Annotated in this window: 15 protein-coding genes; all 15 read left to right on the forward strand. The window is 74.3% G+C overall.

The window, feature by feature from the left end; translation table 11 throughout:
• Positions 1 to 7 precede the first annotated feature (7 nt).
• The 15 genes from O7626_RS10835 (at position 8) to O7626_RS10905 (ending at position 14,699) form a co-directional block, all read left to right on the forward strand.
• Positions 8 to 1,255, forward strand: a complete 1,248-nt coding sequence (locus tag O7626_RS10835; protein ID WP_278061029.1) for a beta-ketoacyl-[acyl-carrier-protein] synthase family protein — start codon at positions 8 to 10, stop codon at positions 1,253 to 1,255.
• Entirely contained in the window at positions 1,252 to 2,394 is a 1,143-nt protein-coding gene (locus O7626_RS10840) for a beta-ketoacyl synthase N-terminal-like domain-containing protein (protein ID WP_278061030.1), read from the forward strand. The genes O7626_RS10835 and O7626_RS10840 overlap by 4 nt, the downstream gene beginning before the upstream one ends.
• Positions 2,394 to 3,365 (forward strand): beta-ketoacyl synthase N-terminal-like domain-containing protein, encoded by a 972-nt coding sequence (locus tag O7626_RS10845; protein ID WP_278061031.1) that lies wholly within the window; start codon positions 2,394 to 2,396, stop codon positions 3,363 to 3,365. The genes O7626_RS10840 and O7626_RS10845 overlap by 1 nt, the downstream gene beginning before the upstream one ends.
• 134 nt (positions 3,366 to 3,499) lie before the next feature.
• Positions 3,500 to 4,330, forward strand: coding sequence for an alpha/beta hydrolase (locus O7626_RS10850; RefSeq protein ID WP_278061032.1), 831 nt, complete (start codon positions 3,500 to 3,502; stop codon positions 4,328 to 4,330).
• Positions 4,327 to 5,316: a thioesterase gene (locus tag O7626_RS10855; protein WP_278061033.1), complete on the forward strand. Its 990-nt coding sequence runs from the start codon at positions 4,327 to 4,329 to the stop codon at positions 5,314 to 5,316. Before O7626_RS10850 ends, O7626_RS10855 begins: the two co-directional genes overlap by 4 nt.
• A complete protein-coding gene (locus tag O7626_RS10860; protein WP_278061034.1) occupies positions 5,313 to 6,506 on the forward strand; it encodes a beta-ketoacyl synthase N-terminal-like domain-containing protein in 1,194 nt (397 codons plus the stop codon). Before O7626_RS10855 ends, O7626_RS10860 begins: the two co-directional genes overlap by 4 nt.
• Positions 6,503 to 7,456, forward strand: a complete 954-nt coding sequence (locus tag O7626_RS10865; RefSeq protein WP_278061035.1) for a beta-ketoacyl synthase N-terminal-like domain-containing protein — start codon at positions 6,503 to 6,505, stop codon at positions 7,454 to 7,456. Before O7626_RS10860 ends, O7626_RS10865 begins: the two co-directional genes overlap by 4 nt.
• The gene (locus tag O7626_RS10870; protein ID WP_278061036.1) at positions 7,450 to 8,421 is read left to right on the forward strand and encodes an SDR family oxidoreductase; all 972 of its coding nucleotides are present in this window, start codon (positions 7,450 to 7,452) and stop codon (positions 8,419 to 8,421) included. Before O7626_RS10865 ends, O7626_RS10870 begins: the two co-directional genes overlap by 7 nt.
• 13 nt (positions 8,422 to 8,434) lie before the next feature.
• Positions 8,435 to 9,550 (forward strand): beta-ketoacyl synthase N-terminal-like domain-containing protein, encoded by a 1,116-nt coding sequence (locus O7626_RS10875; RefSeq protein WP_278061037.1) that lies wholly within the window; start codon positions 8,435 to 8,437, stop codon positions 9,548 to 9,550.
• Between the two features lie 3 nt (positions 9,551 to 9,553).
• Positions 9,554 to 11,329: an acetyl-CoA carboxylase, carboxyltransferase subunit beta gene (gene accD / locus O7626_RS10880; RefSeq protein WP_278061038.1), complete on the forward strand. Its 1,776-nt coding sequence runs from the start codon at positions 9,554 to 9,556 to the stop codon at positions 11,327 to 11,329.
• Positions 11,322 to 12,113: an acetyl-CoA carboxylase biotin carboxyl carrier protein subunit gene (locus O7626_RS10885; RefSeq protein WP_278061039.1), complete on the forward strand. Its 792-nt coding sequence runs from the start codon at positions 11,322 to 11,324 to the stop codon at positions 12,111 to 12,113. The genes accD and O7626_RS10885 overlap by 8 nt, the downstream gene beginning before the upstream one ends.
• 10 nt (positions 12,114 to 12,123) lie before the next feature.
• Positions 12,124 to 13,557: an acetyl-CoA carboxylase biotin carboxylase subunit gene (locus tag O7626_RS10890; RefSeq protein WP_278061040.1), complete on the forward strand. Its 1,434-nt coding sequence runs from the start codon at positions 12,124 to 12,126 to the stop codon at positions 13,555 to 13,557.
• Positions 13,550 to 13,813, forward strand: coding sequence for an acyl carrier protein (locus tag O7626_RS10895; protein ID WP_278061041.1), 264 nt, complete (start codon positions 13,550 to 13,552; stop codon positions 13,811 to 13,813). Before O7626_RS10890 ends, O7626_RS10895 begins: the two co-directional genes overlap by 8 nt.
• Positions 13,810 to 14,208: a 3-hydroxyacyl-ACP dehydratase FabZ family protein gene (locus tag O7626_RS10900; RefSeq protein WP_278061042.1), complete on the forward strand. Its 399-nt coding sequence runs from the start codon at positions 13,810 to 13,812 to the stop codon at positions 14,206 to 14,208. The genes O7626_RS10895 and O7626_RS10900 overlap by 4 nt, the downstream gene beginning before the upstream one ends.
• Positions 14,205 to 14,699 (forward strand): beta-hydroxyacyl-ACP dehydratase, encoded by a 495-nt coding sequence (locus tag O7626_RS10905; RefSeq protein WP_278061043.1) that lies wholly within the window; start codon positions 14,205 to 14,207, stop codon positions 14,697 to 14,699. Before O7626_RS10900 ends, O7626_RS10905 begins: the two co-directional genes overlap by 4 nt.
• Positions 14,700 to 14,702: the final 3 nt, after the last annotated feature.

A 14,702-nucleotide genomic window follows, 5' to 3' on the forward strand; every position in this document is an offset into this window, starting at 1 on the left:
CGAGATCATGAGCGTTCTGCCAGGCGATGCTCGGTCGCCCCGCCGGGTGGTCGTCACCGGGCTCGGCGTGCTGACAAGCATCGGGATCGGGGTCGAGGACTTCCTCGCCGGGCTGCGGGCCGGCCGGAGCGGAGTCAAGCCGATCACCGCGTTCGACACCACCGGATTCGCGTACGCCAACGGCTGTGAGATCAGCGACTTCGACCCGGCCCGCTGGCTGCACCGCGTCGACCCGGCGCAGCTCGGCCGGGCCAGCCAGCTCTCGGCCGCCGCCGCCGGCATGGCGGTCGCGGACGCGGGCCTGGCCGTCGAGGAGCTGCGGTCCCGCCGCGCCCTGGTGTCGGTGGGGACCACCGACGGGGAATCCCACGACCTCGACCAGCTGGTAGGGGTGCAGGTGGACCGGGGTCCGGAGCACTTCGACCCGGTGGTGGCCCGCCGGGTCCCCGCCGGCCGGCTCTCCTCCAGCATCGTCGCCGAACTCGGGCTGACCGACGTCGAGACGGTGACCATCCCGACCGCCTGCGCGGCCGGCAACTACGCGGTCGGGTACGGCTTCGACGCGATCCGCTCCGGGGACGTGGAGGTGGCGCTCTGCGGCGGCGCCGACGCGCTCTGCCGGAAGACCTTCACCGGCTTCTACCGGCTCGGCACCATCGCCCCGGAGGCGTGCCAGCCGTTCGACCGCAACCGCAAGGGCATCCTCACCGGCGAGGGTGCCGGCATCCTGCTGATGGAGAGCCTGGACTCGGCGCGGGCCCGGGGCGCCCGGATCTACGCGGAGGTGCTCGGCTACGGGCTCAACTGCGACGCGTACCACCCGGTCGCGCCGGACCAGAACAGCATCGCCCGCTGCATCGAGCTGGCCCACCGCAACGCCGGGGTGAAGCCGGGCGACATCGACTTCATCTCCGCGCACGGCACCGGCACCAAGGCCAACGACGTGACCGAGGCCGGCGCCATCCGGCAGGTCTTCGGGGAACGCCCGCCGCGCACCGTCTCGATCAAGGGCATGATCGGGCACAGCATGGGTGCGGCCAGCGCGCTGGCCTCGGCGGCCTGTGCCCTGGCCATCACCCACCGGTTCATCCCGCCGACGGTCAACCACGTCGAGACCGACCCCGAGTGCGGGCTCGACTGCGTGCCGAACGTCGCTCGGGAAGCCGAGCTGCGGGTGGTGCAGAACAACGCGCTCGCCTTCGGCGGCAACAACGCGGTGCTGATCCTCGGCAGGTACGACGAGGTGGCGCCGTGACCGCGCTGGTGGTGGGGATGGGCGCGGTGGCCAGTATCGGCGGCAACACCGTCGAGTTCTTCGACTCGCTCTGCGCCGGCTACAGCGGGCTGGCCGAACTGCGCGGCTTCGACCGCAGCCGGTACCGGGCACAGCACGCGTACGAGATCGACGACCGGCCGGGACCGGGCTGCGACGAGACCCTGCGGGCCAGCCGGTGGCTGGAGCAGGCGGTCGCCGCCGCACTCGCCGACGCCGGCCTCGACGACGACCTCGGGGACACCCCGGTGCTGGTCGGCACCACCCTGCGGGAGCTGCGCTCGGTCGAGCTGAGCTGGCGCGACGGCGTGCCGTTCGACGTACGCGACCTGCACTTCGGCAGCGCGCTGCGCCAGCGGTTCGGGGCCAGCAACACGCACACCGTGGCGAACGCCTGCTCGGCCTCGCTCTACGCCCTCGGGCTCGGCATGGACCTGCTCGACGTCGGCGCCGCCGACACCGTGGTGGTGGCCGGGGTGGACGCGATCACCGAGAGCACCTACGGGCTGCTGGACCGCTGCTATCCGGAGGCGCCGGAACGGGTCCGGCCGTTCGACCGGGACCGCCGGGGCATGCTCCAGGGCGAGGGAGCGGTCGCCGTGGTGCTGCGCCGGGAGGCGGACGGCCCCGGCACCGGGCACCGGCACGCCCGGGTCCGCGGCGTCGCGGTGAACTGCGACGCCTACCACCCGTCCGCGCCGGACGCCAAGAGCATCGCCCTGGTCACTCGGGAGGCGCACCGCCGGGCCGGGATCGAGCCCGGCGACGTGGACCTGCTGATGCTGCACGGCACCGGCACCGCACTCAACGACGAGGCGGAGGCGCAGGCCGTCCGGGAGGTCTACTCCGGGGTCTCGCCGTCGCCGTGGATGACCGCGATCAAGTCGATGACCGGGCACACCGCCGGCGCCTCCGGGCTGCACAGCCTGGTGGTGGCGGTCGAGGCGCTGCGCTCCGGGGTGGTGCCGCCGATCCTCGGCCTGGACAACCCGATCGACGAGGTCGACGGCTTCCGGCTGGTACGCGGACACGCCGAACTGGCCGGCCTGCGCCTGGCCCAGGTGGACTCGTTCGGCTTCGGCGGACTGAACGCCGTCGCGATCGTGGAGAAGGTGACCTGATGGCTCCCGTCGACGTGGTGGTCAGCGGAGTGGGCCTGGCGGTCTCCGGGGTCGCCGGCCCCGACGACCTGCTCCGGCGCACCCCGGTCGCCGAGGACGGGGACGACCCGGCCCACCGGCTGACCGGCAAGGGACTGCGCTACAAGGACCGGGCCACCCGGCTCGCGCTCTGTGCCGGGCGGGACGCGCTGGCCGACGCCGGGCTGCTCGGCGACCCCGGCCTGACCGTTCCCGGCGAGACCGTCGGCGTGGTGGTCAGCTCGAACTACGGCAACGTCGACACCGTCTGCGACACCGTGTCGACGATCGCCGCCGAGACGTACGCCGGGCTGAGCCCGATGACCCTGCCGGCCACCGCCAGCAACGTGACCGCCTCCTGGCTGGCCATCTGGTTCCGGCTGCGCGGGGCGAACCTGACGATGTGCAGCGGGGCGACGTCCGGGCTGGACGCGGTCAACTGGGGTCGGCTGCTGGTGCTGGCCGGCCGGGTGGACCGGGTGCTGGTGGTCGGGGTCGAGCCGGCGAACGCGCCGGTGCGGCACCTGGTCAGCGGTGGTCGCAGCAACAGCGCGGCGGACCTGCGGCTCTTCGACGGGGCGGCGGCGCTGGTGCTGGAGTCCGCGGCGGCGGTGCGGGACCGGGGCGTCGAGGCGCTCGCCGCGCTCGGCCCGTACGCCCGCAAGGCGGACCAGCCGGCGGCGGTGGCGGCGATCCGGCGTACCGACCCGCGACCGGTGGACATGTGGTTCGGCGGCGGACCGGGTGGACCGGCCGGGACGACCGAGCTGACAAGTCACGACCTCACCTCCTATCACGGGCACTGCTCGGGTGCGCTCGGCGTGCTCCAGTGCGTCGCCGGCACCGCCTGGCTGAGCGGGCACGACCGGGGCGCCGTGCTGGCCAGCTCGGACGGCGCGGGCGCGGACGCGGCGGCGGCACTGCTGCTCACCGCCGGTGCGGGTGCGCGATGAGCACCGCCGCGCCGCCGAGGCCGAGCCACGCCGGAACGACCGGGGCTGTTGCCGGGACGACCGGAGCTGTTGCCGGGGTGACCGGTGCCGGGGCGTTGGTCCGGTGCCGGCGGCCGGGGGCCGGGACCCGTCCGGTGCGTACCCTGCTGCTGCACGGCCTGGGCAGCAGCCGGGGCATCTGGGACCGGTTCGAGTCGCGGGCGCCGGACTGGCTGGAACTGTGGGACGCCGAACTGCCCTGGGCGAGCGCCGGTGACGGCGGCTGGAGCCACCGGTCCGACCCCACCGGCCCGCTGGCCCGGGCGCTGGCCGGCGTCGACGGCGGCGCCGACCTGGTGGTGGCGCACTCGTTCGCCGCGAACACCCTGCTGGAACTGCTCGGCCGGGCCGGTGCGGCCGAGACCGGGCCGGAGCAGATCCGGCCGGCGATGGCACCGGCGGCACCACCTCGGTCGGCGGCGGTGCCGCTGCCCCGGGCGGTGGTACTCGTCTCGCCCTTCTACCGGAGCGCCGCCGACGACTTCGACTGGGCCGCGATCGACTTCTACCTCAACCACTTCCACCGGATCCTCGAAGAGGGCATCCGGGTCAGCGCCCCGGCCGGGCTGCCCGCCGAGATCCGCGTCGCGATGGGCGAGCGGGTACGCGAGCGGATCGGCCCGTACGGCTGGATGCGCTTCTTCGAGGCGTACCTGCGTACCCCGTTCCTGCCCGTCGCCGACCTGGCGCTGCCGCTGCTGGTGGTCGCCGGCGACGGCGACTTCGCCGCCCGGCCCGGTGACGGGCGGGCGCTCGCCGACGCGGCGCCGGACGGCCGGTACGCCCTGCTGCCCGACTGCGGCCACTTCGCGATGGCCGAGCACCCCGACCGGTTCGCCGCCCTGGTGGCGGACTTCGCCCGCCCGCTGTCGCCGCTGCACGCGGCACCGGAACCGATCCTCGACACACATCTGGAGCGCACGTGAACTCGACGACCCTGGCACCCCGGCCCGTGGCCGAACCGCTCACCGACGGGGTGACCCGCGTGGACCTGCGGCCCCGCTACGAGGGATCCAACATCTGCACCTGGATCGGCTTCAAGCACGTCAACTACCTGGTGGAGGAGGTCGTCCTCGACCACCTGCGGCAGCGCGGCTTCGCCCCCGGCGGGCTCTACGAGCGGCACGGCCTCTGCGTCGACATCGTCGACATCGACACCCGGATCACGCACGCCTTCCACATCGACGACGTGGCGACGGCCGAGGTCCGGCCGCTGCCCGGGGACGCGCTCGCCTTCGCGGTGGAGATCTCGGTCCACGGGGTGCCGCCGGTCAAGGCGGTCAGCGCCAAGGTGCGGGTGGAGCTGCGCCACGACCCGCACGGGCACCCGGCCGAGCCGGCACCTGCCGAGCTGGCCCCGTACGCGGTGGCCCGGCTGGGCCAGGCGCCGGTCAAGGTGACCCGGCCGGCCGCCGCCGGTGCCGCCCCCGAGGGCGACGTGCTGGCCGCGCTCACCGCCGGCCGCAACGCGTACGCCTGGAAGTGGCGGATCCCGTACTTCTACTGCCACTTCACCGAGCGGATGCAGATGTCCGGCTACCTGCGGCAGATGGAGGAGGTCGTCGACCTCTTCCTGGCCGACCGGGGCGTCTCGATCAAGACGCTGCTGGACGAGCAGGACTGGATCCCGGTGGTGCCGCACTCCCGGATCACGCTGCTGGACGAGGCGCGGATGGAGGAGGAGCTCTACACCGTCTTCACCGTGGAGAACGTCTTCAAGCGGCTCACCTACACCTCGCGGATGGACTGCTACGTGCTGCGCGACGGCATCCTGGTGCCGACCGCGACCGGCAAGATCACCCACGGGTACGCGGTGATCGGCAGCCGCCGGGACTGGACCCTGGTGGACTTCGACGACCGGCTGGCCAGCGCGCTGGAAGGTGCGCCGGCCGCTTCGAGTACACGTCGATGACCGGCGTCGCCATCACCGGCCTCGGTGTCGTCACGTGCCACGGCAGTGGTACGCGCGCCCTCTGGGACGCGATGATGGCGGCACCGGTTACCGACCCGGGTCCGGTGCCGGACCCGTACGCGAACATGGACGTGCCGGTGGTGCAGCGCGTCGCCGACGTCGACCTGCCGGCCGAGTCCCTGGCGCTGGCCCGGACGTCCCGGATGGCGCTGGCCGCGGTCGACGAGGCCGTCGCCGACGCCGGCCTGCCGCCCGGCGGGCCGGCGTCGGCGGCCACCCGGCTCGGCCTGGCCCTCGGCACCTGCATGGGTGACGCGGGCCTGCACGAGCAGTGGCGGGCCGACGGCGGCAAGCCGGTGGCCCGGTTCACCTCGGAGATCGCCGTCGCCTCGGAGATCGCCGAGCGGCTCGGGCCGCTGAGCGTCGTCACCACGATCAGCAACGCCTGCGCGGCCGGCGGGTTCGCCCTCGGCGCCGCGGCCGACCTGGTCCGGTCCGGCGAGGCGGACGTGGCGCTGGCCGTCGGTTCGGACGCGTACAGCCGGGTGATGCTGGCCTGCTTCAACCGGATGGGCGCGGTGGACCCGGTCCGGTGCCGCCCGTTCGACAGGCACCGCCGGGGCACCTCGTTCGGCGAGGCGGCCGGCGCCCTGGTGGTCGAGTCGGTAGCGCATGCCCGGGCCCGGGGCGCGACCGTGTACGGCACGGTGGAAGGCTCCGGCTGGACCTGCGACGCCTACCACCTGACCGCGCCGGAGCCGGCCGGCACCCAGATCGTCCGGGCGATGCGGGCCGCACTGGAGCAGACCGGTGCCGACCGGGACCGGATCGGCTGCGTCCTGCCGCACGGCACCGGCACCCAGCTCAACGACGTGGTGGAGAGCCGGGCGCTGCACGAGGTGCTCGGCGCCGACGTGCCGCTCTACAGCCTCAAGGCGCTGATCGGGCACACCGGCGGTGCGGCGGCCGCGGTCGCCGCGGTCGCGGCGGCGCTGATCCTGCGGCACCGCACCGTGCCGCCGAACGTGCCGATCGCCGAGCAGGACCCGGAGTGCCGGGTCTGGCTGCCGCAGGGCCGGGCCACCCCGCTCGGTTCCGACCGGATCATGGTCAACGGGTACGCCTTCGGCGGCAACAACGTGTCGCTGGTGCTCGCGGGGGCGGGGACACTCGCGGGGGCGGGGACATGAGTCAGGTCGTGGTCACCGGGATCGGTGTCTGTGCCCCGCCGGTGGACCGGCCGGCGGCCGACGCCTGGTTCGACGTCCGTACCCGGCTCGGCCGGCGCGGCTACAAGTACCTGCCGGCCGCCTGCCAGTACCTGCTGGTGGCCGGGCGGGACGCCCTCGACGACGCCGGGAACCGGCTCGACGGCGTCGCCGAGCAGGGCCGGGGCGTGGTGGTCGGCACCAACAACGGGGTGGCGGCGCTGCACGACGAGCAGGATCGCACCGTGATCGCCGAGCACGCCAGCGAGCTGAGCCCGGTCACCGCCCCGTACGGCGCGGTGAACGTGCTGACCAGCCGGCTGTCGATGGAGCACGGGTTCACCGGGATCAGTCTCACGCTGATCTCGCCGCTGGTCGCCGGCCTGGAGTCGGTGCAGGTCGGGGCGCGGGCCTTCGCGGCCGGCCGGGCCACCATGCTGCTCGCCGGAGCGATGGAGCAGGCGGTGCCGGCACCCGAGGCGGCGGCCCCGGAGGAGGGCTCGGTGATCCTGGTCCTGGAGCCGCCGGAGCGGGCGCGGGCACGCGGCGTCACCGGCTACGGCCAGGTCTCGGTCCGCACCCTGCTGCTCCCGCCGCACGGGCTCGCCGCCGGTCCGACCCGGAACCGGGCCGTGGCCGTGGTCCGGGAGGCGGCGTCGAGCCTCGGCGCCGGCCAGGTCCCGGTGCACGCGCTGCTGGACGACTCGGCGGTCGGCGAACTGGTGGCCGGGGCGATGCCGGCCGGCGTCGACCTGGTGCGGGACGCCGGCCCGCCCGCCGCCGGCAGCCTCACCCCGATGCTCCGGCTGGCCGACCGGCTGCGTGCCGGCGACGGGGACAGCCTGCTGGTCACGGCGGCCGGCACCGGAAACGTGGCGATGGTCCGGATCTGGCGGACGGCCGGATCGACTCGAAGGAGCGCGGGATGCTGATTCCCCTGGAAGGCACGTGGAGTCTGCTGCTGGGCGCGTCCAGCGGCATGGGGCGGGCGACCGCGCTGGCGCTGGCCCGGGAGGGCGGCAACGTCATCGGGGTGCACCTGGACATGGGCGAGCGGGCCCAGGCGGCCAGGGTTCTCGAGGCGGAACTGCGCGGGTACGGCGTACAGGCGCACTTCTTCAACGTCAACGCGTCCAGCCGGTCGACCCGGGAGCAACTGCTGCCCACCATCGCCGAGCTGACCGGTGCGCGCGGGCTGCACGTCGTCATGCACTCGCTGGCGTTCGGCTCGCTGCTGCCGTACCTGCCCCGGGCCGGCTGGGACCGGACGCTGGGCCAGCGGCAGATGGAGATGACGGTCGACGTGATGGCGCACAGCCTCGTCTACTGGGTGCAGGAGCTGATGGCGGCGAAGCTGCTGCACCGGGGCGCCAAGGTGTACGCGATGACCAGCTCCGGGGCCACCTCGGTGATGCCGAGCTACGGCGCGGTGTCGGCGGCCAAGTGTGCGCTGGAGTCGCACGTCCGGCAGCTCGCCTGTGAACTCGCCAGGTACGGCGTCGCCGTGAACGCGCTCTGCGCCGGGGTGACCGTGACCCCGGCCCTGGAGCGGATCCCCGAGCACACCCAGTTCGTCGCCCAGGCCGGCGCCACGAATCCGCACGGCCGGCTCACCCGGCCTGAGGACGTCGCCGAGGCGGTCCTGCTGCTGTCCCGTACCGACTCGTCCTGGATCACCGGCAACACGATCGGGGTCGACGGGGCCGAGAACATCGCCGGAATTCCGGCCTGGAGTCCCCGGCACGCCGAGGCGGTCGAGCCGGGCACGGCGTCGGAGCCGGTCTCGACGCCGGTCGCGTCGGGGTCAAGCCTGACGCCGGCAGCGTCGGGGTCAAGCCAGACGCCGGTCGCGTCGGAACCGAACGGGACGCCGGTCGTGGCGTCGGCCGCGGGCTGAGGGGGAGAGACAGATGACCGTCACCACCATCGCCGCGGACGAGCTGGTGCTCTCCGGCTGGTCGGCGGCCTCGGCGTTCGGGCTCGGCGCCGACCGGTTCACCGCCGGCCTGCGCGCCGGGACCGGTGCGGTGACCGCGCTGGACCGGGACGTCTGGCCCGGACCGTACGACCGGGCGGGGCTGATCCCCGGCTTCGACGTCGCCGAGGTGCTCGGCAAGAAGGGCACCCGGTCGATGGACCGGGCCACCGGGATCGCCATCGCCACCGTCGGGATGCTGCTCGACGAGCACGGGCGGGAGCGGCTCGGCGAGCCGGAGCGGCTCGGCCTGGTGCTGGGCACCAACTCCGGCAGCGTGCAGAGCATCATGGACTTCACCCGGGAGTCGCTGACCGGGGCGAAGCCGTTCCACGTCGACCCGGCGCGCTTCCCGAACACGGTGATGAACCGCGCCGCCGGGCAGAGCGCGATCTGGTACGGGCTGAAGGGCCCGAACACCACGATCGCGGGCGGCTCGCTCACCGGCCTGCTGGCGCTGAACTACGCCGTACGGCTGCACCGGTGCGGGCACGGCGGGCCGGTGCTGTGCGGCGCCGTCGAGGAGTACTCGGTCCAGCGCGGCTGGCTGGAGTGGCACGCCCGGTCCCGGGACGGGGTCGCCCCGGCCGACGGCGCGACGGCGCTCGGCGAGGGTTGCGCGATCTTCCTGCTCGAGTCGTACTCCGGTGCGGTCCGGCAGCAGCGCCGGCCGCTGGCGGCGGTCCGGGGCTCCCGGTTCCTCGCCTTCGCCGACCCGTCGGCGGTGCGCACCGTGCTGGCCCGCGCGGTCGCGGAGGCACTCGCCGCGGCCGACCTGAGCCCGGCCGACGTGACGGTGTTGGCCGCCTCCGACAGCGGCGACGAGTTCGGTGCGCTGGAGGAGGCGGCCCTGGTCGACGTGCTGGGGACGAACCGGCCGACCCGGGTGCACTGCCGGGCCCTGCTCGGCGACACCTCGGCCGCGTCGTCGGCGTTCCAGCTCGCCGGTGCGCTCGCCGAGCTTTCCGAGCGTCCCGACGGCGTCGCGCTGGTGACCGGGGTGGACCGGGACGGCCAGGTCGGCGCCACCCTGCTCGGCGGGGTGGGCTGAGCCGTGGGCGCCTCCACACTGGACCTGATCAACGGGCTGCCGGACGGCGTGTGGCAGCCGTGCCCGCGCTGCACGGCGCTGCTGCACCGGGACCGGCTGGCCCGGGCCCTGCACACCTGCCCGGAGTGCGGCCACCACCTGCCGCTGCGCGCCGAGGACCGGATCGCGCTGCTTGTCGACCCGGACAGCTTCGTCGAGCACGACGCCGACCTCGCCGCCGCCGACCCGCTGGAGTTCACCGACCGGATGCCCTACCCGCAGCGGCTGGCCCGGGCGCGGGCCAGGACCGGCCGGGCCGACGGCGCGGTACTGGGGCTGGCCACCATCGGCGGGCACCGGGTCGCGCTCGTGGTGCTCGACTTCGCCTTCCTCGGCGGCAGCATGGGTTCGGTGGTCGGCGAGAAGGTGGCCCGGGCCGCCGAGACCGCACTGGACCACGGGGTGCCGCTGGTCGCGGTCAGCGCCTCGGGCGGGGCGCGGATGCAGGAGGGCGTGCTCTCGCTGTTGCAGATGGCCAAGACCGCCGCCGCGATCCGGCTGCTCCGGGACGCCGGGGTGCCGTACGTCAGCGTGCTCACCGACCCGGTCTACGGCGGGGTGGCCGCCTCCTTCGCCAGCCTCGGTGACGTGATCGTCGCCGAGGAGGGCACCCGGGCCGGGTTCGCCGGCCCCCGGGTGATCGAGCAGACGATCCGGCAACCGCTGCCGGCCGGCTTCCAGACCGCCCGCTTCCTGCACGAGCACGGCCACGTCGACCTGGTGGTACGCCGGGCCGAGCTGCGCGGGGTGCTGGCCCGGCTGGTCGGCTTCTTCGCGGCGGCCCGCGCCTCCTCGGGCGGTCCGCTCGCGGCTGTCGGCACCGCCCCGGGCCGCCCGGTCGCCGCCGCCGGCCGCCGGACGTCCCGGGGAGCCGGGCACGACGACCGGCCGGAGCGTTCGGTGGACGCCTGGACGGCGGTCGGCCGGGCCCGGGCGGTGGACCGGCCGACGGTGCGGCAGCACATCGAACGGATCTTCGGCGACTTCGTCGAGCTGCACGGCGACCGTTGGGAACGCGACGACCCGGCGATCGTCGGCGGGCTGGCCCGGCTGGACGGCGTGCCGGTGGTGCTGGTCGGGCACGCCAAGGGGCGGGACACCCGGGAGAACGTGGCGAACAACTTCGGCATGCCGCACCCGGCGGGCTACCGCAAGGTGATGCGGCTGTTCGAGCTGGCGCAGCGCTGGGGCGTACCGGTGGTGACCCTTGTGGACACTCCTGGGGCGTACCCGGGGCTGGCCGCCGAGGAGGGCAACCAGAGCGGGGCGATCGCCGAGACGCTGGCGCTGGCGGCCGGGCTGCGTACCCCGGTGGTCGCGGTGATCACCGGCGAGGGCGGCAGCGGCGGCGCCCTGGCGCTGGCGGTCGCGGACCGGCTGCTGATCCAGGAGAACGGCGTCTTCTCGGTGATCAGCCCCGAGGGCTGCGCCGCGATCCTCTTCGGCGACGCCGGGCAGGCCCCGGTGGCCGCCCGCGCGCTGCGGCTGCGCGCCGAGGACCTCGGCCGGCTCGGTGTGGTCGACGAGATCCTGCCGGAGCCGCCCGGCGACCCGGACCGGGCCGCCGAACTCGTCGCCGAGGCGGTGGGCCGGCTGCTGCGCCAGCTCGCCGCGGTCCCGGTCGAGGAACTGCTGGCCGCCCGCTACCGCCGGCTGCGCGGATACGGCGTGCTGGCCCCGGAGGGCGCCGCCGCCGGCAGCGCGGTGCCGGAACCCTGGAAGGAAGGCGCGCATGTCTGAGCAGGTCCGCGAGCCGGCCACCGCCCAGGTGGCCAACGGCACGCCGCCGTCGCCGGAGCGCGACGGCACCCGGTCGAAAGCCACCAACGGCAGCCGGCCGGCAACCACGAACGGCAGCGGTGCGGCAGCCGCGAACGGCAGCGGTGCGGCAGCCGCGAACGGCAGCGGTGCGGCAGCCGCGAACGGCAACGGCGCGGCAGCCGCGAACGGCAGCGGTCCAGAAACCCCGGTCGCCAACGACACCGACGCCGCACTGCAGAGTGCGGTGCGGGCCGCCGCCGAGGTGGCGGAGCTGGTCCGCGACTCGGCGATCCGGCGGGTGCGGGTGGAGGTGGCCGACGTCCGGATCGAGGTCGAGCGGGTCGATCCCGGCCCGGCCCGGGAGACGGTCGTCACCGTCGCCGCCGAACCGGCGGCAGGCGGCGGCGCGGCCGGGACCGCCGTACCCGGTGCGGCCGTGGCGGTCACCCCGGGCACGGCCGTGGCCGCCGTACCGGGTGCGGCCGTGGCGGCCGTCGCCGCGGCGGTCGCCCCGAACGCCGGCACCGTGCCGGTGACCGCGCCGCTGATGGGGGTCTTCTACCGCCGTCCCGGCCCGGACCAGCCGCCCTTCGTCGAGATCGGCCAGCGGGTCGAGGTCGGCGACCAGGTCGCGATCGTGGAGGCGATGAAGATGATGAACCCGGTCGTCACCGACCGGGGCGGCATCGTCCGGGCGGTGCACGCCACCGACGGCGAGGTCGTCGAGTACGAGCAGGCGCTGCTCAGCATCGAGCCGGGCTGAGGTGGCGGGCATGGTCAACCGGGTACTCGTCTGCAACCGCGGCGAGATCGCCGTCCGGATCATCCGCGCCTGCCGCGACCTCGGCCTGGAGAGCGTGCAGGTCTACTCCACCGCCGACCGGGACAGCCTGGCGGTGCAGCTCGCCGACCACGCCGTGCACATCGGACCAGGACCGGTCGCCCGCAGCTACACCAACATCCCGGCCATCCTCTACGCCGCCGCCAAGTCCGGCGCCGACGCGGTGCACCCCGGCTGCGGCTTCGTCTCCGAGGACCCGGTCTTCGCCGCCTCCTGCCGGGGCGTCGGGCTCACCTTCGTCGGCCCGGCCGCCGAGCACATCGCGCTGATGGGGGACAAGGTGGCGGCTCGGACGGCGATGCGGGCCGCCGGGGTGCCGGTACTGCCGGGCTCGGACGGCACCGTCGACTCGCTCGGCGACGCGGTGACGGCGGGCGGCACGATCGGCTTCCCGCTGATCGTCAAGGCGGTGGCCGGCGGCGGCGGCCGGGGCATCGCGGTGGTGCACCGGGCCGAGGACCTGCCGCTGGCGTACGAGACGACCCGCTCGGCCGCCCGGACCCTATTCGGCGACGACCGGGTCTACCTGGAGCGCTACCTGCCGGCCGCCCGGCACATCGAGGTGCAGGTACTCGCCGACGGGCACGGCACCGTGCTGCACCTGGGCGAGCGGGACTGCTCGGTGCAGCGCCGGCACCAGAAGCTGGTCGAGGAGTCCCCGTCCCCGGCCCTCGACCCGGAACTGCGGGAGCGGCTCTGCGCGGCGGCGGTCGCCGGGGCCCGGGACATCGGCTACGTCAGCGCCGGCACCTTCGAGTTCCTGGTCGCGCCGGACGGTGCGGCGTACTTCATGGAGATGAACACCCGGCTCCAGGTCGAGCATCCGATCACCGAGGTACGCACCGGGATCGACATCGTCGCCTGGATGATCCGGATCGCCGCCGGGGAGCGGCTGGACCTGACCCAGTCCGACGTCCGGTTCGACGGCCACTCGATCGAGGCGCGGATCAACGCCGAGGACGTGGACCGGGACTGGGCCGGTTCCACCGGCCGGCTGCACGGGCTGCGGATGCCGGCCGGCCCCGGCGTACGGGTGGACAGCCACCTCTTCGACGGCTACGTCGTACCGCCGTTCTACGACTCGCTGCTGGCCAAGATCGTCACGCACGGCGCCACCCGCGAGGAGGCGCTGCGCCGGCTGGACCGGGCACTGGCCGAGTACCGGTTGGCGGGGGTGACCACGAACGTCGACTTCCACCGCCGGCTGCTGCGCCATCCCGGCTTCCGCGCGGGCGACTACCAGCTCGGCGTCGTCGAGTCCGTGCTGGCCGAGCCATCCCCGGGCGACGTCGCCCAGACCGAGGAGCACGAGATCAACACCGAGGACCACGAGATTCACACCGAGAGGACGGAAAGTCATGTCTGACCAGCTCACCACGGGGCTCGACAAGGAAGACCTGCGCAAGCTCATCGCCGACACCATCGACGTCGACCTGGCCGAGGTCACCGACGAGGCGCACTTCGTCAACGACCTGGAGGTGGACTCCCTGATGGCCCTGGAGATCACCGTCCGGCTGGAGAAGCGGTACGGCGTCAAGATGGAGGAGAGCGAGCTGATCGCGGTAAGCACGCTGGACAGCACCTACCAGCTCCTCGACGGCAAGCTGCGGGGCGGGTCGTGACGACCCGCTGCGCACCCCTGGCCGACCAGGTCGAGCTGCTCGACGCCGACGGGACCTCGGCGGTGGCGACCGCGAAGGTGGACCCCGGTGACCCGGTCTTCACCGGGCACTTCCCGGGCTTCCCGGTGCTGCCCGGGGTCTACCTGGTCGAACTCGTCGGGCAGACCGTACGGGCGGCGCTCGGCGAGCGGCACCGCCCCGAACTGGCCGCGATGGACAGGTGCCGCTTCCTCAGCCCGGTCGCCCCGGGCGACGATCTGCGGATTGAGGCGGCGCTGTCCTGGTCCGGGCCGGAACTGCGCTGCACCGCCAGGATCAGCACGGGTCGCGGTCCGGCCGCCGAGCTGCGCCTGCGCTACCGACCGGAGGAAAACCGACCGGAGGAGAACCGATGATCGGGGTTGCCGGGATCCGGAAGGTGATACCCCAGCGGTATCCGATCCTGCTGCTCGACCGGGTGGTCGAGCTGGTGCCGGGTGAGCGGCTGGCCGCGACCAAGGCGGTCACCTGTAGCGAGGCCTGCTACGAGCGGCTCGACGAGGCGTCCGTGGACCGCGACTACGCGTACCCGGGGACTTTGATCGTCGAGTCGTGGGCCCAGGCGGCGGTGCTGCTGGCCAGCTGGGAGAACCCGAACCCGGACGTGCTGGCCGGCAAGGTGGTGCTGGCCGGCTCGATCAGCAACGTCACCTTCGGCAACCCGGTCTATCCCGGTGACGTCCTCGAACACCGGGTCCGGCTGGTCAAGGTCGTCGGCGAGACGGTGATCCTCGAGGGCGAGACCGTGGTCGGCGACGAGCCGGTGATGCGGCTCGGCCAGTTCGTGCAGACGCTGCGCCCGCTGGACGCGCTGCGTCCGGCGGAGCCGGCCCCGGCGGGGGTGTGAGGA

Origin of the sequence: Micromonospora sp. WMMD1102 (assembly GCF_029626265.1) — a bacterium.
GTDB lineage: Bacteria > Actinomycetota > Actinomycetes > Mycobacteriales > Micromonosporaceae > Plantactinospora.

What these genes read in the sequence shown, in the direction of transcription:
- O7626_RS10870 (WP_278061036.1), top strand. Translation starts at nt 7,450, where the DNA reads ATGCTGATTCCCCTGGAAGGCACGTGGAGTCTGCTGCTGGGCGCGTCC.
- O7626_RS10860 (WP_278061034.1), top strand. Translation starts at nt 5,313, where the DNA reads ATGACCGGCGTCGCCATCACCGGCCTCGGTGTCGTCACGTGCCACGGC.
- O7626_RS10875 (WP_278061037.1), top strand. Translation starts at nt 8,435, where the DNA reads ATGACCGTCACCACCATCGCCGCGGACGAGCTGGTGCTCTCCGGCTGG.
- O7626_RS10905 (WP_278061043.1), top strand. Translation starts at nt 14,205, where the DNA reads ATGATCGGGGTTGCCGGGATCCGGAAGGTGATACCCCAGCGGTATCCG.
- O7626_RS10835 (WP_278061029.1), top strand. Translation starts at nt 8, where the DNA reads ATGAGCGTTCTGCCAGGCGATGCTCGGTCGCCCCGCCGGGTGGTCGTC.
- O7626_RS10890 (WP_278061040.1), top strand. Translation starts at nt 12,124, where the DNA reads ATGGTCAACCGGGTACTCGTCTGCAACCGCGGCGAGATCGCCGTCCGG.
- O7626_RS10895 (WP_278061041.1), top strand. Translation starts at nt 13,550, where the DNA reads ATGTCTGACCAGCTCACCACGGGGCTCGACAAGGAAGACCTGCGCAAG.
- O7626_RS10865 (WP_278061035.1), top strand. Translation starts at nt 6,503, where the DNA reads ATGAGTCAGGTCGTGGTCACCGGGATCGGTGTCTGTGCCCCGCCGGTG.
- O7626_RS10885 (WP_278061039.1), top strand. Translation starts at nt 11,322, where the DNA reads ATGTCTGAGCAGGTCCGCGAGCCGGCCACCGCCCAGGTGGCCAACGGC.
- O7626_RS10845 (WP_278061031.1), top strand. Translation starts at nt 2,394, where the DNA reads ATGGCTCCCGTCGACGTGGTGGTCAGCGGAGTGGGCCTGGCGGTCTCC.